The following is a 20,029-nucleotide window of genomic DNA, read 5'->3' as shown; positions in this document are numbered from 1 at the left end:
GCGTCGATCGCAGCGCAGCATGCGGCGATCTTGCCGAAGCGCGGGCGGACACCCCATCTTCCGCATCGGGCACGGCGAGGAATCGTCGGTTATCCTGCGACGGAGAACTGAAGAATGAACAGCGAGTGTCCCCCGAGTTTGGGGCTGTCGCTGACCTCGACCTGCCAGAAGACATGAGGCACGAACGAAACCGTCAGGTCGTGCTTGAGTATCTCACCGCTCAGTTCGATCGCTGCGGTCCGCGCGGCGAAGATGTCGGGGAGATCCAACCCGACGTCGTCGAGAACTGAATCGCCATCGTGAACGTGAAAGAAATATCGCGGCATTGATGTCCCCGGATAACGCGAACACTCGGACGACTGCAGCGAGCCCTATGCATCAGATGGGCTCATCGCACCACATTGGGACACCTGGCAAGCTGCTATTTTCGGAGAATGCATCATCATGGATGGGTACCTCGACGTTGACGTGGATGATCACCAATTCAGAATGAACGGTTGCTTCTCGATGACTACGATGGTGATGCGTCGACGGAGCCCACTTCGGCGCAGCGTTGCGGCCCCGGCCTGCGAAGCCCTAGCCCCCCGCCGGGGCCGCGATCTTTGCGCAAGCGGGCGTGGTCACCTATCGCAGTCCGTCGCGCAGATGTTGCGGTCTCGGATGCTCTGATCAGTCCCGCGAGGCGGGGGCTCTGGATGCTTGCCCTCGATAGCGACTACATCAGTCATATCTCATAGTGGTCGCGATACCAGCGGACGAAGTTGCGTACGCCCGTTTCGATTGGGGTGGACGGCGAAAAGCCGGCGTCTCGCATCAGATCGCCGACGTCGGCAAAGGTTTCAGGAACATCTCCGGGCTGCATGGGCAGCATCTCCTTATCGGCCGTTCGTCCGAGCTCTTTCTCGAGCAAGCTGACCACATGCATCAGCGCTTCGGGGCGGTTATTGCCGACATTGTAGAGTTTGGCCGGGGCGGCCGCCGCATCAGCCCTGCCTTCCGGGGCGCAATCGATCAGGCGCGAGATGACGCGAGTGACGTCATCGATGTAGGTGAAGTCGCGCTGCATTCTGCCATGGTTGAAGAGCTTGATCGGCTTGCCTTTGACGATTGCGTCAGCGAACAGGAATATAGCCATGTCGGGTCGGCCCCACGGGCCGTAGATCGTAAAGAACCGGAGACCGGTGACGGGGACACGATACAGGTGGCTGTAGGAGTGGGCCATCAGCTCGTTGGCCTTCTTGGTCGCGGCATAGAAGCTGATGGGCGAGTCGGTTCTATGTCGCGTCGAAAAAGGCAGCTCAGTATTGGCGCCGTAGACGGACGACGACGACGCGTAGATCAGATGGCCGCAGCCGTGATGCCTGCATCCTTCCAGGACATTCAGGAACCCGGCGACATTGGCGTCGACATAGGCGTGCGGATGATCGATCGAATGCCGGACACCGGCCTGAGCGGCAAGATGGATTACTCTCGCAAAACGATGCTTCGCGAACAGCCCCGCCACAGCCGACCGGTCTCCAAGGTCGATCTGGATGAACGAGAAACGTGGATGCTGCCGCAGAATGTCGAGACGGGCATGCTTGAGGGCGGGGTCGTAGTAACGGTTGAGGTTGTCCAATCCGATGACCCGGCGCCCCTCGTCGAGCAGCCGGCGTGCAGTATGGAAGCCGATGAAGCCCGCGGCGCCCGTCACCAGAACATCGTCGGCAGCTGGTTTTGAATGCGATGACACTTGGTTCCCAGGTCAGGTCGGTTTTCGAACGGCGAAGAAGCCATCATTGATCGCGGCAAGCGGCCCCCAACCCAGCCGTTACTCTGCCGACCTGACGATGGCGCTCGAGCCGAGCTAGCAGCCAATGGTCACTCGAACGGACTACTCCGCACATGCTGCCACTGTCCCGGATTCGAAGGGGCACGGCTACAATGTCCGAACGAGCCGGTCATCATCCATTTGCATGAGGATAAGGCCGCTCGGATCTGCAGACTTGTGCGGCGGCCGGCTTGACCGAGCGACGGCCGGCTTGGGTGTGCGTGCGGTCGAACGATCGACATCGGTGACGTGAGCGCAGGCGACATACTCCAGATCAAGGGTGTCGACGATGAAGACCGTCTGTGTTGAAGCCCTGGGCGCGTGCGTATCAAGCATCGGCTTCGGCTGCGCGTCTCTCGGAGGGCGCGTTGGGGCGCGCGCCGGGCTCGAGGCGCTCGAGCGGGCATACGACTCCGGAATCAACTGGTACGATGTGGCGCCGTCGTACGGGGATGGGATGGCAGAATCGATTTGCGGCCAATTCGCATCTGCCAGGCGCGGCAGTGTCTATATCTGCACCAAGATTGGCATGCGCCCAAGTACGACAGCCGCCGCCATGCGAGTGTTGAAGCCGATAGCACGCGCTTCTCTTGCGCTGTTTCCTGGAATTCAGCCGCGGCTCTCCACAATGAAGCCAAAGCCGTTCAAAGTACCGCTTTCAGCCGAGCTGATCAGGACAGGCATCGAGAGCAGCTTGCGGCGTCTTCGGACGGACTACGTCGACGTGCTAGCGCTCCACCGCCCCACTCGCGAAGAGATCGTCCGCGAAGACATCATCCGGGCGGTTGAGCGCATCGTCCAGGACGGGAAGGCTCGCGCAATCTCGATTGCCGGTAACAACCAAGTGGGAATTGATGGCCTGGATCAATCATTGCCATTTCGGCTGTTGCAGATTGCCAACAACCCGCTCGAGCCGAATGTTCTCAGATCAAGGCAGGCTGAGCGGGGCAGGACATTTGTGACGTATGGAACATTCTCGAACGTCGATGAACTTGTGGCGAGAATAGGTGCAAGGCAACGGGTGCTGAATGACCTTCACGAGCTGGGATACCGGGGCGATCTCTCCGAGATCGCTATCGCGTTCGTGGTGGATTATGCGCTTGCATCAAATTCGGCAGGAGTGACGCTTTTCTCGATGTTTCGGAAGAAGCATCTTGCGTTCAACTTGCTTCGCTTGGCGCAGGCGCCGGCGTTTCATCCGCTGAATCGCATCGCCAGCGAGCTCTCGGGTGAGCAAACCCAGCGGATCATTGGCGGCTCGAGTGGACGGCTCTTTGAGAGATGCTGATCTGCGGGCGGCCTGGCTGGAGCCGGCCTTCCGTCTGCGATGTCCTGAATATCGGCATGAGGTCTACTCCGTCATGATCATACAATCGGCAGATGTGTGTGTTAGAATTCGCAGCTCACGATCCTGCCCGCCAGTTCCGTCAACGATATCGACGAGCGTGCGGGCGGCCGAAAGGAAGCTGGCCTCGGAAGCGTGACGCGCTGATTCTGGCCCGCGACTGGTATGCAGATGCTCGGAGACGGACTATGTGCGGAATTGTTGGTGTCGTCGGGCAGAGTCCTGCCTCTGCTATTCTCTTGGATGCGCTGAGACGACTCGAATATCGCGGATATGATTCCGCGGGAATTGCCACTCTCGAAAACGGCTCGTTGACCCGACGTCGCGCGGTCGGAAAGCTCGCCAATCTCAGGAATCTGCTCGTCTCGGAGCCGCTTTCGGGGCGGATCGGAATCGGGCATACGCGGTGGGCGACGCATGGCCGTCCGGATGAGAACAATGCGCATCCTCACATGGTTAGCGGCGTTGCGGTCGTGCACAACGGAATCATCGAGAACCATCGAGAGTTGCGCGATGAGCTCAAGGCGGCTGGCGCCGACTTCACGACGGAAACCGACTCGGAGGTGGTTGCGCACCTCGTTAGCCGTGAGCGGAAGAACGGATGCGAACCGATCGTGGCGGTGCGCAAGGTGCTCCCGCGCTTGAGCGGAACGTTCGCGCTCGCCTTCCTGTTCGAGGGGCACGAGAATCTCCTGATCGGTGCCCGAAAGGGCTCGCCCCTTGCGGTCGGTTATGGGCGCGGCGAAATGTTCCTTGGCTCGGATGCGATTGCGCTTGCACCCCTGACGGACATTGTCGCTTACCTCGAGGACGGCGATCTCGCCGTCGTGACGCGAGACCAGATCGAGTTTCTCGACGTGAATGGCGCGCCGTTGCGTCGTGCGTCGTCCAAAATCGGCAGGTCGGCCGTGATCGTTCACAAGGGCGAACATCGCCATTTCATGGCCAAAGAGATTCATGAGCAGCCGAAGGTGGTCGAGCAGACGCTGACGCAGTATATCGACTGTCGCAAGGCCACGATCAGGCTGCCGAAGAACGTGGATCTCGACTTTCGCAAGATCGACCGCGTCTCGATCACCGCCTGCGGGACCGCCTTCTATGCGGGCATGATCGCGCGGTACTGGTTCGAGCGGTATGCCGGGCTGCCGGTTGAACTCGATATCGCGTCCGAATTCCGCTATCGCGACGTGCCATTCGGTGCGGGCAATCTGGCGATTTTCGTCTCGCAGTCCGGCGAGACCGCCGACACGCTCGCCTCGCTGGAGTTCGCCGCGAGCCACGGACAGCGTGTGCTTTCCGTCGTTAATGTGCAGACGTCGACGATGGCGCGGGCCAGCCAGATCGTATTGCCGACGCTGGCGGGACCGGAAATCGGGGTCGCCTCCACCAAGGCGTTCACCTGCCAGCTCGCAACGCTGGCCTGCATTGCAATTGCAGCGGGCCGCGATCGGGGAGTGCTTCACGCAGAAGACGAGCGGTCCCTGGTTCGGGCGCTCGGCGATATTCCAAGACATATGATGCGCGCGCTCGAGCTGGAGCCGAAAATTCGCCAGCTCGCGCGGAAGATCTCCCCGGCCCGCGACGCCTTGTTCATCGGCCGCGGCACCAACTATCCGCTTGCGCTGGAAGGGGCGCTCAAGCTCAAGGAGATAACCTACATCCACGCTGAGGGCTATGCGGCCGGCGAACTCAAGCATGGGCCGATCGCGCTGGTCGACAAGGATCTTCCCGTGATCGTGATCGCCCCGCACGACGCGACGTTCGAGAAGACCATGTCGAACATGCAGGAGGTGATCGCCCGTGGGGGCCGCATCATCCTGCTGACTGATCAGAGAGGCGCCGGGCTGGCGGCAGACGGGGCCTGGTCGGTGCTGGAGTTGCCAGACATGCCGCAAATCGTGACGCCGCTGGTTTTTGCCGTGCCGCTGCAACTGCTGGCGTATCACACAGCGGTGGTCCGAGGTACCGACGTCGATCAGCCGCGCAATCTCGCCAAGTCCGTGACCGTCGAATAGCGTTTCCGTTGCGCGCCGGTGTGACGGACCAGGGCGCCCCGAAGTGAGTGCCTCTTTTGAGCAATCTTCGTTCTCAGCCGCCCGGCGTAAGATCTGGCGGCCTTCGGGCCCAGGCTGAACACCGAGGTCCGTGGAGCAGGCGGCCTCGCCATGTTGTAAGCGCGTTGGCGGGGCCGCTGCTGCCGATGAGCGTGCGATGGGTGCTGTGCATCGTCGCCTTCACGCCCGCCGCATGGCTTGGCGATTCGTTCACTCCAGTCGCGAAGGTAGCGCGGTCAGGGGAGTAGCCCTTTCGAGCAATGGAAGACAGTTCCGCTTCGAGATAGCGTCAGACCGAGCCTGTCCAGTCCTACGCTCGTTTCACGAGGGATCATGTCCGTCTTGACCAAAACGGCCGGCGCAGACATTCGACGTGGTGACATGGTCAAGGTTGTCAAAGGGAAGCTGTTCCCGGCGCTGCTTTACGAACGATATGATGGCGGCGCCGCCGAAGACATTCCCGAGGGCGCTTGCGCCTATTGCCTCAATGACAAGGTGTGGCGCGCGATGCCGCCGGATGCCGCCCCTCCTAAGGCCCATTGATGGGGCTCATTGGAGTCAGCAAGCGCGCCCGTCGACGCGGGTAGGGGCCCCGCATCTCGCGTGCAATCCTCCACGTCCAGCACCTGAAGTGCGGCGATCTCCATCGCGGCGATCCGCGTTGCATCGAACCGTGTTTGCACTTCGTGGTAAGTCATTTCGCGCTGTGGTTGGCGTTTTTGTCGCGCCTTGGCGCCCTTGGGTTGTTTGACGAAGTCTTGGTGAAACAGACGTCTGCTAGACTGGTGTTTAGGTAATTGGCCCTGCTCTTTTTATCGCACAGACGATCGGGTCGACCAAACGGCCCTGAGCTTCGGAATTGACGCAGTCTGTGAACGGGCTCATATCGAAGAGCCATCTGGCGGGCTACGATCACCAAGAAAATTTGCAAGGGAATAATTGTAGATCGAAAGTCAACGATGGGGGTGATCATGCCCGCCATATTGGACCTGCTCTATCGTGAGTATTGCCGAGCCCGCCTCGCTGAAATGCGGAAACAGCTTCTGATCGCAACTGCACGCTCTGAAGGGCCAGAAGCAGATCGTCATCATCCTGCGATTCAGGACGACGAAAAAAGGACGGACGCGCTCCGCAAAACCGGTCACGGCGCGCCGCATTGAAGCGGCGCAAGGACCGGCGGCCACTCCGCGCAGCGGTGACCAAGTGATTTGCAACAGTTTGGAAGGCCGCAATGAATACACCCGAATGCTATACTGCCATGGTGGCTTGCGTCTCGTGCCTGACGATTATCGGACTAATGGTCGTTGGGGCATGGTGAGCATGACTTGCTGAGGATGAGATCGCCGCGTGCGGCTTCTGGGCGCGAACGCCTTCGACGTCCTGTCATGACGTGTTCGAGTCCAAACGGTTGTTTCGTGCCTCGGCGGCTCGTTCGAGATCCCAAGCCCGCTGCAGGCGCTCGGCGCTTGTCGATTTCAATATGCCGGCCCAGGCGTTACCGAGCGCCTTGATGCCGTCGTGCAGACTGGAGGCGTTTCCGGCTGACCAGTCAGGCAAACCCATCGGGATGCTTATCGACCAGGACCAACTGTCTCCGGACCGATGTACGTTTCCGATCACATGTCCGTCGTGGAGGATGATGTAATGGTCCTTGACGTCCGGCCACCGGAGCTTTGCATTGAGGGAGATGGACTGTTTCATGAACGATACTTGTTTCGTGGGCTGGCGAATAAATCACTTCGAATGCAATGATCTGAGAATGCAATGATCTGACCGGCCTTGCGATTGGCGCGCGGTCAACGAGCTCGAGATGAGGCGCGAGCACCAGGCGAACGGCCCCGTCGCATCGAGGCAGGCGATTGGGCGAGGAGGGGAGCGCCGGGCCGACCGAGGTTTGCAGGCTTGATCCCGATGTATTGGTTTGACACTATGCCGGCATATTCGGAGAAAGTCATGTCCAAGTCATGCCTCCTTGCGATTGCTGCCGCCGTCTGTCTTTTTGCTTCGCCTGCCAGCGCTCAGGCTGGTCCTTACCCCTTCGGCGATGAACCGTATCGGCTGAACTGGTATCCCGATCCCGAGATCGCGACTGGCTGCTGGAAATGGAATTGGCAGCAATACCAGTGGGACAATTACTGTCCGGTCTACGTTCGTCCCAAGGCTTACATGTACCCGCGAGCGCGGGCGGTCGTCGTTCGCACCAAAGGCTAGCGCACGGGGCGCGATACGCGGCGCCTTGCAGAGGCGCCGCCCGCACGCGCCATTCAGTAGTTCTCGATCGTGCAGGCGACCTGGCTGTGCTTGCCGAAATTGAGCAGGGCATTTCCACGGAAGCCATCGACCCAGATGCCGGGACCGGCATAGCGATAGCCGACACCCATCGGGACAAGGCGCACATGGACGCCACCGGCGTGGCCGGTACGCAGCGACGCCGTTACGACCTCACCCGCGACGGATACTGCGATCGGGCAGAGCGGATATTGCCTGCCGTTCTCGCAGGTGAAGACGAGCTCCGAGCAACTGCCGACCGCGGTTGGCGAAGCCCGCAGGGCCATGTCGGCGGCGGTGGCCGGGCGGAGATGGCCGGTCAGGCCGGCTCCGACAAGGATGGCTACCGCGAGAGGCTTCGTCGTCCAATTGCGCATTGCTTCCCCCAATGACTCCAGAAATCACCGGCTAAGAGAGCAAAAATCACCAACAGCGTCAAACCGCGGTCGTCCCGCGGATGCCGTTGCAACGCGCTTCGCGGTCATCTGTTGCCGTCTCGTGACAGGGCACGGTGGCGCATCCTGGCCCGCAGCAGGATATCGGAGGGCAGCTCGCCGAACTCGCTGCGATAGTCGCGGGCAAAATGACCGAGATTGCCGAAGCCGCATTTGGCGCAGACCTTGGTCACGGTTGTCCGCGAACATGCCTCCGCCAGCATGTCGTAGGCATGTACAAGGCGGATGCGCTTCAGGAATTGGGCGGCGGTGATCCCGCGCATGGCGAAATGCTTCTGGACGGCTTGAAGCTGACGCCGTGCTGGCGAGCGACGTTGGCGATGAAACGCCCGCCTAGATCTTCTGCTGCGCTCCCGGGCCCGCCACGTTGATCGTGATCTTCTGAATTTCCGTTCGACCGCCGGCATATTTGACCTCGATCGTCAGGACGTCGTCGCCGATGAAATCGGGCTGCGACTTATAGAACGCGACGTAGGCCGGTACTTCCAGCGCAAGGCAAGCCTTGTAATTCGTGGCTTTCACCTTCGCCGACTTGACGGTTACCTTCCCCGACGCGGGCGCATTGACCAGACGGATGGTCGGCAGAGGACCCGAAGTGCAATCGGGCAGCACGTTGATGAAGACGCCGATCCGCGTGTCCTTGTTGGTCGCGGATTTGACCGTTCTTTCGACGGGAGGTGACGCGTCCTCGGCCGCAGCAGGCGCGCCCAATCCAAGGAGGATTGCGACTCCCGCGCACAATAATACCTTCATTGCTGCTCCCGTGATTGCCGGGTTTTCCCGATCATTCCCTGCAAGTTGCTCAATTTAAATGCCTTTTCGGCGCCGCGCGGAACCTGTTAGCCAATTTACCACGGCCGACCAAAAACTACTTGTTAACTAGTTGATTTCGTTGACCCCCGCCTCGGTTAACAATAGCTTAAAAGCGAAAATTTTCGCCTTACTTTCTTCAGACTTGATTTCAACTGCACAGAGTTTTGGCAGGGGCAATTTATGAACGCACAATTTCAGGTAGCGCAGGCTGCCGGCAATGCTGTTCCCACCAACGCAACCCCAGTTCGAACTTTCGCACTCACAAAGCCGCTCACGGATCAGGCGGTGGTCGTCCATCTCGGATATGACCAGAAGGTCAAGCTCGATTTCTCGGCGGTAGCCAACGAAAAGATCACGCTCGTTCGTGTCGGCGAGAAGCTGATCATTCTGTTCGACAACAAATCGACGATCACGGTCGATCCAGTCTTCGATTCCCGTCATGACGATCAGCACCTGCTGTCGATCGAGCTGGCGGCTGGGCGCGACGTCAACGTCCAGGAGTTCGCGAGCCTCTTCCCCATTACCACCGACCAGTCCGTGCTGCCTGCAGCCGGCGATGGCAATGGCAACGCTCAAGGGAGCGGCGCCAGCTTCTCCAACTCCGCCGTGGACCCCTTGAATGCCGGCAATCCGCTCGACCTGCTCGGGCAGGAAAGCCTGGGCACTTTCGCACTCGGCCCGGAGACGTTCGCCGGATTGCCCGCGACGACTCTGCCGAGCGCAGGGTTCGGGCTTTCGGACACGATCGTCATCCACGATGAAACCCTCGATGTGCAGGTTCTGAACGGCGCGAACGATCAGCTCAACGGTGCCCTGCCTGCTGTTTTCTCTCCGGTTGGGCTGATCGGATGGGCCGAAAGCGCCATCCCGGCGATTGCGTCCTCGAGCGCGAGCTTCGGTACGGACGGCTCCGGAACGATCACCTATGTGCTGACGACCTCTGCCGGCGCTGCCTTCGCCGGCGTCGATTCCGGTCTGCAGGCGACGGTCACCGGCAATGAAATCTTCCTGTTCACCGAGGGCAATCTCGTCGTCGGCCGCGAGGGCGCCGGCGGCATCGCCGATCCGAACGGCGCGGTTGCCTTCCAGCTCTACCTTGATCCCGCAACCCTGAAACTTGATGTCGCCCAGTATGAGGCCATCAAGCACGGCACGGCGTCCGATCCCGACACAAGCGAGGGCGCGCAGCTTGCCGATGTCGTGTTCGTGCAGCAGACGGTGACTGACCTTGGTGGCAACACGGCGACTGCGCTGTCGAGCGGTTCGCTCGGCGTGTCGTTCCTCGACGATGGTCCAGTGGTCACCCGCGGTGAAGGCAGCGAACTGCCGTCCCTCGGCTTGCTGAATCTCGATGAAACCATCGGCCAGGAAGATGGCCCGCAGACCGATCGCTACAATATCGGCGAAACGGAATCGAACGGCATTACGCCGAACGGCACTCTGGATGATACCGGAGTGACGAGCGTTACCGTATCGACCGCACCGGCGCAGAGTCAGGCGATCGGCGAATTGTCGACGCCCGTTGGCGGACTTGCCAATCTCTTCCCGGCCGCGCTCGTCGACTTCGGGACCGATGGTCCCGGGCCCGACGGCGGCGTCAGCAACGTCCTGAAGCTGGTGCTGTCGAGCGAGACCGTCGGCACCAATTTGACCGCGACTGCGCTTGCCGGCACGCAGCTGGCGGGCCTCGACGCAGCCGCGCGATCCATCGTGCTGGTCCAGGTCAACGACACCACGATCGAGGGCCGGATCTTCGGCGACGGCGTTGCCGGCAATGGCGATGAGTACGTCGCCTTCCGGATCACCTTGGAGAACGCCAGCGATCCTGCGACCGCGCACATCACGGTCGACCAGTTCCTTGCGATCGACCACGGCGGCTCGGAAGACCCGTCGGTGTTCGACGAACAGATTTTCCTCCATCTGACCGACGCCGGCACGCTCAATCTGCAGCTCACGACCACGGCAACCGACGGCGATGGCGACCAGGCCAGCTCGGTGGTCCAGGTCAATCTGATCGGCAGCGAGAATACGTTCATCGCGTTCGACGACGACGGTCCGACGATCACGCGGGAGGAGGGCGAACATCCGTCGAATGTTGGCCGGCTCAACCTCGACGAAACCATTGGTCAGGACGACAGCCAGCTCAGCGATCGCTACAACGGGAGCGAGCCCGAATCGGGGGGCGGGCCGTCGAACGGCATTGCCGACGATAAGGCAACCGCTGTTACCGTCGCGATCCATCCGACACAGGGGCAGGCCATCGGCGAGTTGTCGACCACCGCGGGTGAGCTTGCCGAGCTGTTTGACGCGGCCATTCCCGATTTCGGAACTGATGGCCCCGGCGCCAAGGGCGGCACCAGCAACGTGCTCAAGCTCGTGCTTTCCAGCGACACGGTCGATACGAACCTCACCGCCACGGCGCTGGTCGGCTCGCCGCTCGCGAACCTCACGGCTTCACAGCGCGCCATCGTGCTGGTTCAGGTCGACGACAATACGCTCGAGGGGCGGATCGTCGGTGACGGTACTGCCGCGCATGAATATGTCGCCTTCCGCATCACCCTGGACGACGCCACCGATCCCTCGGCGGCGACGATTACTGTCGACCAGTTCCTGCCGATCGATCATGGCGGCACCGAGAATCCGTCGCAATTCGATGAGCAGGCGATCCTGCGCCTCATCGGGAACGGCACCCTCAAGCTCGATCTCACCACCACAGCCATCGACGGCGATGGCGACCAGACCAGCTCGTCGGTTCAGGTCACTCTGATTGGCAACGAGAAATCGTTCATCGCCTTCGACGACGACGGTCCGACGGTGACGGTGTCCGTGACGGCAGGCTTTGCCGTCGTCCACGACGAGACCCTGCTGTTGCAAAGCCCGCCGTTCGGCGACGACAACGACATCCTGTTCACGCCGGTCTTCAATGGCGTCAGCAATCCCGGACACGACCCGCAGGTTCCCTTCGGTCTTCCCATCGGTTACGCGAAGAGCGATGTCGCCGCACTCACCATCGAAAATGTCGATTACGGTACCGACGGCGCGGCCAAGACCGGCGCCAAGGTCTTCTCGCTGACTCTGACCGACGCGCAGGGCAACAGCACGACCGGTCCGATCGATTCCAGCATCACGACGACAGGAGGGAAGGAGATCTTCCTGTTCCTGGAGGGCGGCCTGATCGTCGGCCGTTACGACGGTTCCGACGCCGACACGGGTGTGACCAACACTGGCAACGATCCCGCCGCCTTTGCGATTGCGATCGATCCGATCAGCGGCAAGGTGTCCGTCGTCCAGTACGTTTCGCTTCACCATGACAGCGCCGATGTCGACGGCGATATCGACGAGGCCGTTTCGCTCGCGAATGCGCTTGGTCAGGTCAAGGCAACGGTCACGGTCACCGACGGTGACGGCGACCGCGCATCGGCCTCCGCCAACATTGGCGGTGACATCCAGTTCGAGGACGACGGCCCGCTGGTGTTGGCGACGGTGCCGCACAATTTCGGGGTGACCGCGGACGAGACCCCGAACAACCAGGCCAACGACGTCGATGGCCCGCTGGCGATCTTTACGGGCGTTGCGAACCCCGGCGATGATCCGGACGAGCCCGGGTCGGTGCTCGCCTATGCGACCAGCAGCGGCGCGGCGCTGAGCATCCTGCCGTATTTCGGTGTCGACGGGCCCGACCCGACCGCTGCAATCACCTATTCGCTTGAGCTGAACTCAACCGACTCCGGCGTGACGTTGACGGACGGAACGGCGATTACGTTGTCACTGGACAGCGCCGGCCGCGTGATCGGCACGGTGGGGCAGGATAATGTTCATCCCGAACTGACCGGCAAGACCGCATTTGCGGTTGCGATCGATCCGGACACGGGCAAGGTGTCGGTGGTCGAATATCTCTCGCTCCATCACTTCAACGCCTCGAATCCGAACGACCAGGTTTCGCTGGCCGCGGGCTCTATCTCGGCTGTCGTGACCATCAAGGACGGCGACGGCGACACGTCGTCCGCATCGGCGGATATTTCGGACCGGATCCACTTCAACGACGACGGCCCGAAGCTGACGATCGGCACGGACGTGACGGAGCCGGAGTTCGTCGCGCTTCAGCTGAACCTGGACGAGACCATCGGTCAGGACGGCTCGCCGCCGGATCAGTACAACCTCGGTGAGGGCGAGTCGGGCGGCGGAGCGCCGAATGGGACCGCCGACGACACGGCCAACGTCACCGTGACGTTCACGACGGACGCAGCCTCGACGGCTGAGATCGGCGAGCTGAAGTCGGGTGAGGGACTGCTCGCCCCATTGTTCACCAATGCGGTGATCAATTACGGCGCCGATGGTCCCGCTTTGGCCAATCCCGTCACGTCCGCGCTCAGCCTGGTCCTGACCGGCGCGCCCGGAGCGGGTGGGATCAAGACCAACCTCGTTGTGACCGCGCTCGCTGATAGTCCACTCGACGGCACGTCGGTGGCCCACCGGACCGTCTGGCTGACGCTCGAGGGCGGTCAGATCGTCGGCCGTATCGGCCACGATACGCAGTTCACAGGCGACGACGCCGTCGTCCTGCGCATCTCGTTGAGCTCGACCGATCCGGCCACGGCGCAGCTCGTGGTCGATCAATTCCTGCCGATCGATCACGATGCGTCGGAACCGGCTGGATCCCGGTTGCCCGAGAATCCGTCACTGTTCGATGAACCGATCTCGTTGCTGACGGCGATTGCCGGCCAGAGCGTCGGCGTGAAGCTGACCGTAACGGTGACGGACGGCGATGGTGACCATGTCACGAAGTCGGCCACCGCTACTCTCATCGACAATGGCCACTCCATCGTCTCCATCGACGATTCCGGTCCGACGATTTCCGCTTCGGAGGATTGCGTCGATACGCCGCTCACCTATGTCGGCATCAAGGCTGGCAACGTCGACCAGCGCGGTCTCGATGGTCCGGGCGACCAGGACGTGCTGTTGTCCGGCGTCGGTCAAGGCAATGGTCCGAACCCGAACACGATCAATACGACGGGCAACGATATCGGCGTCGGCAACCAGTCGATCGAGGGCCATGAGGTCCACGGAGGCAACGACCAGCCTGCGGAAATATTGCGGCTCGACTTCGTCAACAACGTCACGTTCCCCGGCACCTTTGCGTATAACGGGCATTACGAAGTCGACGCGGCCTCGTTCACGATCCACCAGATCCAGGGCAGCGCGAATAACACGGCGACGGTCTTCGTCCAGGTGTTCAGCGCCAACGACAACAACAACTTCAACGACGACGGCAGTCCGCTGGCGATCACGCTGAACGACGTCACCGTCACCGGAGATCTCAGCTACACCAAGATTCCGGTCTATAACGGCAGCACGCTCGTCGGCGTCGTCATCGTCGGCCTGAACGAGGGGGCGACCGTCACGGTCAACACGACCGCCGATTTCAATCGTCTCGTCATCTCCAACTACGACAACGTCGCGTTCTCGAGCACGCCGAACAGCCAGCCGGCGCTTCCGACCGACCCGAATGATCCTGAAGAGGTCAATGTCGGTCATCCGTTCTCGGTGAGCGGCATCTCGTCCGTCGTTTGCGCGCCCGCCACGCTCAGCGTCACCCATGACGAGAGCGCGGGGTTTGCTCCGCAATCCGGCCCGAATCCGGAGAACGACGTCAATCCCGCGACGGCTCCGAGCGTGCTGACCGGCGCGATTGTTGCCGCCAATATCGTCACCGTTCTCGGCTACGCAGAGTCGACCGGCGCCGCCAGCACCCTGTTCACGACGCCCGATTTCGGCACGGATGGACCCGGCCCGGCCGGAGGAGTGTCCTATCAGCTGACGAATTCCACCGGTGGCGGCTTCACCGGCCAGGATTCCGGGCTGAACACCACGGTCGGCAACCACGACATCTTCCTGTTCACGGATAGCACCAACCCGAACATCGTCTGGGGCGTCGACAGCAACAACTTCCAGACCGGCGAGAAGGTGTTCGCGCTCTATGTCGGCACCGACGGGCATCTGTGGGTCGCCCAGTTTGCGGCGATCGCCCACAATCTCGATGGCTCGACGCCCGCGGCCTACGACGACGAGGTCTCGATCACGAACGGCCTCGTGTATATTTCGGCGACCGCGACCGACGGCGATGGCGATACCGCCCACGCCGTTTCGCCGGCCGGGCTTCACATCAACTTCCAGGACGACGGTCCGCATGCATTTGCGGTAGCGTCGCAGAACGTTCCCGAAGGGTCTGCGCCGGTCACGGGGCAGCTCGATTTCGATCCGGGTGCCGACGGTGCGACCGTCACGCAGATCAACGGGGCGAACCTGTCCTTCGGCAATGACGGGTATTCCCAGGCGATCTCGATCGCTCACGGCAGTCTCCAGGTCACCGCGGACGGCGCCTACAAGTTCGTTGCGCAGCCCGACGACGTCTACAAGACCGGCGGCCCCGCGAACTTCACGTACACCGTTACCGATGGTGACGGCGATAAGTCGGGATCGACGATATCCTTCGTGGTCACCGACGACAGCGACCCGACCAAGGTGACGTTGAACGACGTCACGGTGAACGAGGGCGTCGGCACGGCGACGATCTCGGCCAGTGTGGATCATGCCCCGCAAGGCAGTGACCTCGTGCTGACCCTGAGCAACGGCGCGACGATCACGATCCATGCGGGTCAGACCACCGGCACCTCGACGCCGTTCGCGGTGCAGGGCGATGACCCCTATGTCGATCACGGGAGCTACCCTGTCTCGGTCACCGGCGCGACCGGCGGCAACTACGAGCTCTTGGACACCACCGACACGGCGACGGTGACGGTTAACGACACCGACACTCCGACGACGGTGAACCTGAGCGCCTCGACGGTGCAGGAAGGGCCGTCGGCGAATTACGTGTTCACAGCGACGCTGTCGAACGTCTCGCACGGCGATACGGTCATCACGACCGACCAGGGCACCATCACGATCCATGACGGCCAGACCATCGGAACGCTGACCGTGGCGCCAGTTCCGCCGAACGGCGAGGATCCGTATCTCGATAGCACGAGCCTGACGGCGACGATCACCAACGCCACCGGCGGCAACTTCGAGAGCTTGGTGGTCGGGACTGGATCGGCGACGGCACACATCAACGACACCATCACCACCAACTTCGTGACGCTGCACGACGTCGTGGTGCTCGAGAACCAGACGATCGTTTACACGGCGCAGCTGGACTACGCGCCGATCGATACTCCATTCACGGTAACGCTGAACAATGGGGTGGTGATCACCTTCGATCCCGGTCACCTGACGGCATCGTCGGGTCCGCAGCCCGCGCAGGGCGAGGACGTGTACCTGGATGGTGGGTCAACCCAGGTCTGGATTGCCAGCGCCTCTGGCGGCAATTTCGAGAAGGTCGACTTCACGAAGTATGGCACCGCCACGTTGACGGTCAACGACACGGTCGACGACACGACGGTGAGCCTAAGCGCCTCGACAGTGCAGGAAGGGCCGAGCGCGAACTACGTGTTCACGGCGACGCTGTCGAATGTCTCGCACGGCGATACGATCGTCACCACAGACCGGGGCACCATCACGATCCACGATGGCCAGACTATCGGAACGCTGACCGTGGCGCCGGTCCCGCCGAACGGCGAGGATCCGTATCTCGATAGCACGAGCCTGACGGCGACGATCACCAACGCCACCGGCGGCGACTTCGAGAACCTGGTGGTCGGGACTGGATCGGCGACGGCACACATCAACGACACCATCACCACCAACTTCGTGACGCTGCACAACGTCGTGGTGCTGGAAAACGAGACGGTCGTCTACTCGGCGCATATGGATTATGCGTCGCTTACGACGTTCACGGTGACGTTGAATAATGGCGTGGAGATCACCTTCGAACCCGGACACCTGACGGCGTCGTCGGATCCGCAGCCAGCCCAGGGCGACGATGTCTATCTGGATGGCGATACGAGCTTGATCTGGATCGCCAGCACCTCTGGCGGCAATTTCGAGAAGGTCGACTTCACCAAATACGGCACCGCGACGTTGACGGTCAACGACACGGTCGACGACACGACGGTGAGCCTGAGCGCCTCGACGGTGCAGGAAGGGCCGAGCGCGAACTACGTGTTCACCGCGACGCTGTCGAACGTCTCCCATGGTGATACGGTCGTTACGACCGACCGGGGCACTATCACGATCCACGATGGCCAGACCACGGGCACGCTGACGATCCCGTCGGGGAACGGCGAGGACGTCTATCTCGACGGCTCGCAGCTGACGGCGACGATCAGCAGCGCGACGGGCGGCAACTTCGAGAAGCTGACGATCGGCACCGCGTCGGCGACGGCACAAGTCACCGACACGCTCGACCCGACGACGGTGAACCTGAGTGCCTCGACGGTGCAGGAAGGCGCGATCGCGAACTATGTGTTCACGGCGACGCTGTCGAACGTCTCCCATGGTGATACGGTCGTTACGACCGACCGGGGCATCATCACGATCGGAGACGGCCAGACCACGGGCACGCTGACGATCCCGTCGGGGAACGGCGAGGACGTCTATCTCGACGGCTCGCAGCTGACGGCGACGATCAGCAATGCGACCGGCGGCAATTTCGAGAACCTGGTGGTCGGGACCGGGTCGGCGACGGCGCATGTCGGCGATACCATCGACACGACGACGGTGAACCTGAGTGCCTCGACGGTGCAGGAAGGCGCGATCGCGAACTACGTGTTCACGGCGACGCTGTCGAACGTCTCGCATGGCGACACGGTCATCACGACGGACCAGGGTATCATCACGATCGGAGACGGCCAGACGACGGGAACGCTGACGATCCCGTCGGGGAACGGCGAGGACGTCTATCTCGACGGCTCGCAGCTGACGGCGACGATCAGCAATGCGACCGGCGGCAATTTCGAGAACCTGGTGGTCGGCACTGGCACCGCGACGGCACAGGTCACCGACACCCTCAACCCGGTCACCGCCACGCTCACCACCTCCACCACGAGCATCTCGGAATACGGCGGGTCGATCACCTATACCGTGACGCTGTCGAGCGGGCTGAGCCCGTTCACGCCGAACTCGCCGCTGGACGTCCTGCTGAGCAACGGCGAACACGTCATGATCGCTGCGAATGCGAGCAGCGGTTCGGTCACCAGGACCTACTCCGACGCGGAGATCACCAACCAGGCCTCGATCGCCGATTCCATCGACAGTGTCAGCGGTGGCGGTCAATACGAGCAGTTGCTGACCGCGGGAACGACGACCGTTCCGGTCGTCTATTCACCGACGATTGCCATCGGGCCGAACAACGGCTTGCCCGAAGACACGCAGGAGGGAATCCAGTTCACCGCGAGCGTCGGCAGCAGCTCGCACGTCACGCAGATCGTCGTCTCCGGTCTCGCCGGGTGGACGGTCGATGCGACAGCCGCCAACCTCGCGCTCACGGGAGGCGGTGGCACCGCCTCGGTCAGCAGCGCCTCGTTCAGCAGCGGTGTGTTGACCATCAACATCACGGGTGCGGCCGATGGTGCGGCCGTAACGGCAGCGGTGCTCATGTCGCCGCCCCTTAACAGCGACGTGGACGCCGTCATTTCGATGACGGCGACGGCCGCGCAGGGGGCAACGACAGCCACCAGCGCGGCAACCCCGGGCACGATCTACGTCGACGCCGTCGCGGATGCGCCGGCGCCGGTGACCGGCCAGTCGCACATCATCTTCGTCAAGGACTCGGCGAGCGACTCCAACTCGGCATTCAGCAATGGCGAGACCGGGTCGCTGCAGGTCAAGGCGATGTTCGGGGACGTGCACGACGGGTCGGAGACCCACGTGCTGGATATCCACCTACAGACCGGCTTCACGGCCAGCCTGGCGGCCAGCGGCACCATCGCCGGGACCTACAACGGTGTCAGCACGAATTTCAGCTACACCTACAGCAGCGGGACCGGTAACATCCACATCATCGTTCCCAATGATACCGCGTTGAACCCGAATGCAGGCCAGACGGCGACGATCGACCTGAGCATCGCCGTGATGGCGCCGTCGACAGGCGCGCTGCCGGACAATTTGAACTTCAGCATCACGGCAACTTCGACGGAAGCCACCTTGTCCGGTGGCGGCGTGGGGGTATCCAACGCCGAACTGACCACCGACAACGTGGCCACGTTTGTCGACAGCACGGCCATTCCGGCCGCGAGGCTGCTGACGGGCGCCTTCAAGACCAACACGAACAATACTGTGCAGGAGGCGATTCTCAGCTTCATCGACGAGGCGCAGCCTCTGGATGCGTTCGCGCAGCTCCTGACGTTCCAAGGTCAGGGCCAGGCGTCCACCTTCACGGGCGATGCAGGCTTCAATATCACGGGGACGCATACGTTCGAGGTCGTCCTGGAGGCCGCCTTTACCGCCACGACCCAGATCAACGTCACCGATTTCAAGTTGAATGGCGTTACGATGGACAAGGCCAGCGGTGCCACCACCAAGATCGAATATCTGCTGACCGGCAGCACCGCGGAAGCGCTGACATCAGAGATCGTTCCGGACGGTAGTCACAACTCGGACACCTATGTGAACTCGCAGGATGGATCTGATCTCGCCAATTCGCTGGCCGGCACCAGCGTCAACGGCAACTATGTCTATGGATTTAGTGGCAATGACACCTTGGCCGGCGGGGGCGGGAATACGTTCCTGAACGGAGGCGCCGGCGCTGACACGATCACGGGCGGCAGCAAGAACGACGTCATCGTGTTCGATACGAACGATACCAGCGTCAACGGCGACGCCGGGTTCGACATTCTGCGTATCGATGAGGGGGCGATCTACAATACCTCCTTCCAGGTGAGCGGCGCGCCGACCGGCGGTCTTTCCTCCGCCAATTCGCACGTCACCAACGGCGTCCGGTTGTACGACGTCGATCTGTCGACGGAGAACCTGTCCAACCTGGAAGCGATCCTGCTTACCGCAGAGGCGTCTGCCAGCAGCTCGTTCGGCACCGAATTGCACGGGCTGACCGCTGCCAATGTGGTTACCTTCACGGGCGGGGCAGGCGCGATCAACAGCCAGACGGGCACGGCCAATACGCTGTTCGTGATCGGATCGGCAGGCGACGACGTCGAGCTGACAAACTTCTCCGAAACCGCGACGACCTACACATCGGCAGGGGGGCAAGTCTTCCACCAATGGGTCTCGACTGCCGGCCCTGCGGCCACGCTGTTTATCGACAACGACCTGCAGGTGAACCACGCGGCACAGGCCTAGCGGTCAGGCCGGTACCAACGATCCTGGAAAGCGGCTCGATGAGAGCCGC

General features: G+C 61.9%; 12 protein-coding genes. 5 read left to right on the top strand and 7 right to left on the bottom strand.

Annotated features, from left to right (window positions below):
* Nucleotides 1-89: 89 nt before the first annotated feature.
* Both GPL20_RS02090 and GPL20_RS02085 read right to left on the bottom strand, forming a co-directional pair.
* A complete protein-coding gene (locus GPL20_RS02090) occupies nucleotides 90-326 on the bottom strand; it encodes a DUF6894 family protein (protein ID WP_157327208.1) in 237 nt (78 codons plus the stop codon).
* A 398-nt stretch (nucleotides 327-724) separates the two neighbouring features.
* A complete protein-coding gene (locus GPL20_RS02085; RefSeq protein WP_254125346.1) occupies nucleotides 725-1,693 on the bottom strand; it encodes an NAD-dependent epimerase/dehydratase family protein in 969 nt (322 codons plus the stop codon).
* Nucleotides 1,694-2,099: 406 nt separating this feature from the next.
* Here GPL20_RS02085 and GPL20_RS02080 point away from each other — a divergent pair, with 406 nt between their 5' ends.
* From GPL20_RS02080 to GPL20_RS02070, 3 genes are all read left to right on the top strand, one after another.
* Complete coding sequence (locus GPL20_RS02080; RefSeq protein WP_157327206.1) at nucleotides 2,100-3,098, top strand: aldo/keto reductase; 999 nt, start codon at nucleotides 2,100-2,102, stop codon at nucleotides 3,096-3,098.
* A gap of 245 nt (nucleotides 3,099-3,343) precedes the next feature.
* Nucleotides 3,344-5,170 carry a glutamine--fructose-6-phosphate transaminase (isomerizing) gene (gene glmS / locus GPL20_RS02075; protein ID WP_157327204.1) on the top strand — a complete coding sequence of 609 codons (1,827 nt, stop codon included), beginning with the start codon at nucleotides 3,344-3,346 and terminating at the stop codon, nucleotides 5,168-5,170.
* Nucleotides 5,171-5,542: 372 nt separating this feature from the next.
* Nucleotides 5,543-5,752 (top strand): hypothetical protein, encoded by a 210-nt coding sequence (locus GPL20_RS02070; protein ID WP_157327202.1) that lies wholly within the window; start codon nucleotides 5,543-5,545, stop codon nucleotides 5,750-5,752.
* 840 nt (nucleotides 5,753-6,592) lie between these two features.
* Here GPL20_RS02070 and GPL20_RS02065 read toward each other — a convergent pair.
* A complete protein-coding gene (locus GPL20_RS02065; RefSeq protein WP_157327200.1) occupies nucleotides 6,593-6,910 on the bottom strand; it encodes a hypothetical protein in 318 nt (105 codons plus the stop codon).
* Nucleotides 6,911-7,162: 252 nt separating this feature from the next.
* On the opposite strand from GPL20_RS02065, the gene GPL20_RS02060 reads away from it, so the two are divergent.
* Nucleotides 7,163-7,420, top strand: coding sequence for a hypothetical protein (locus GPL20_RS02060; protein ID WP_157327198.1), 258 nt, complete (start codon nucleotides 7,163-7,165; stop codon nucleotides 7,418-7,420).
* Nucleotides 7,421-7,473: 53 nt separating this feature from the next.
* Here GPL20_RS02060 and GPL20_RS02055 read toward each other — a convergent pair whose 3' ends face one another.
* The 4 genes from GPL20_RS02055 to GPL20_RS38635 form a co-directional block, all read right to left on the bottom strand.
* Entirely contained in the window at nucleotides 7,474-7,854 is a 381-nt protein-coding gene (locus GPL20_RS02055; protein WP_157327196.1) for a hypothetical protein, read from the bottom strand.
* A gap of 104 nt (nucleotides 7,855-7,958) precedes the next feature.
* Nucleotides 7,959-8,339 (bottom strand): helix-turn-helix domain-containing protein, encoded by a 381-nt coding sequence (locus GPL20_RS39900; protein WP_157327195.1) that lies wholly within the window; start codon nucleotides 8,337-8,339, stop codon nucleotides 7,959-7,961.
* Nucleotides 8,266-8,685 (bottom strand): hypothetical protein, encoded by a 420-nt coding sequence (locus GPL20_RS38640; RefSeq protein ID WP_246249995.1) that lies wholly within the window; start codon nucleotides 8,683-8,685, stop codon nucleotides 8,266-8,268. The genes GPL20_RS39900 and GPL20_RS38640 overlap by 74 nt, the downstream gene beginning before the upstream one ends.
* A 126-nt stretch (nucleotides 8,686-8,811) precedes the next feature.
* Nucleotides 8,812-9,042, bottom strand: a complete 231-nt coding sequence (locus GPL20_RS38635; RefSeq protein ID WP_167532851.1) for a hypothetical protein — start codon at nucleotides 9,040-9,042, stop codon at nucleotides 8,812-8,814.
* Between GPL20_RS38635 and GPL20_RS02035 the strand changes: the two genes are divergently transcribed.
* Entirely contained in the window at nucleotides 9,031-19,980 is a 10,950-nt protein-coding gene (locus GPL20_RS02035) for an immunoglobulin-like domain-containing protein (protein WP_167532850.1), read from the top strand. The two genes, GPL20_RS38635 and GPL20_RS02035, sit on opposite strands and share 12 nt — an antisense overlap.
* Nucleotides 19,981-20,029 lie beyond the last annotated feature (49 nt).

It is taken from the genome of Bradyrhizobium cajani (assembly GCF_009759665.1).
Lineage (GTDB): Bacteria > Pseudomonadota > Alphaproteobacteria > Rhizobiales > Xanthobacteraceae > Bradyrhizobium > Bradyrhizobium cajani.
This window is presented reverse-complemented; position numbering and strand designations above follow the sequence as displayed.

What these genes read in the sequence shown, in the direction of transcription:
- GPL20_RS38635 (WP_167532851.1), bottom strand. Translation starts at nt 9,042, where the DNA reads ATGGACGACCACCGCCTGATCCGTGAGCGGCTTTGTGAGTGCGAAAGT.
- GPL20_RS02090 (WP_157327208.1), bottom strand. Translation starts at nt 326, where the DNA reads ATGCCGCGATATTTCTTTCACGTTCACGATGGCGATTCAGTTCTCGAC.
- GPL20_RS02080 (WP_157327206.1), top strand. Translation starts at nt 2,100, where the DNA reads ATGAAGACCGTCTGTGTTGAAGCCCTGGGCGCGTGCGTATCAAGCATC.
- GPL20_RS38640 (WP_246249995.1), bottom strand. Translation starts at nt 8,685, where the DNA reads ATGAAGGTATTATTGTGCGCGGGAGTCGCAATCCTCCTTGGATTGGGC.
- GPL20_RS39900 (WP_157327195.1), bottom strand. Translation starts at nt 8,339, where the DNA reads ATGCCGGCGGTCGAACGGAAATTCAGAAGATCACGATCAACGTGGCGG.
- GPL20_RS02055 (WP_157327196.1), bottom strand. Translation starts at nt 7,854, where the DNA reads ATGCGCAATTGGACGACGAAGCCTCTCGCGGTAGCCATCCTTGTCGGA.
- GPL20_RS02070 (WP_157327202.1), top strand. Translation starts at nt 5,543, where the DNA reads ATGTCCGTCTTGACCAAAACGGCCGGCGCAGACATTCGACGTGGTGAC.
- GPL20_RS02060 (WP_157327198.1), top strand. Translation starts at nt 7,163, where the DNA reads ATGTCCAAGTCATGCCTCCTTGCGATTGCTGCCGCCGTCTGTCTTTTT.
- glmS (WP_157327204.1), top strand. Translation starts at nt 3,344, where the DNA reads ATGTGCGGAATTGTTGGTGTCGTCGGGCAGAGTCCTGCCTCTGCTATT.
- GPL20_RS02065 (WP_157327200.1), bottom strand. Translation starts at nt 6,910, where the DNA reads ATGAAACAGTCCATCTCCCTCAATGCAAAGCTCCGGTGGCCGGACGTC.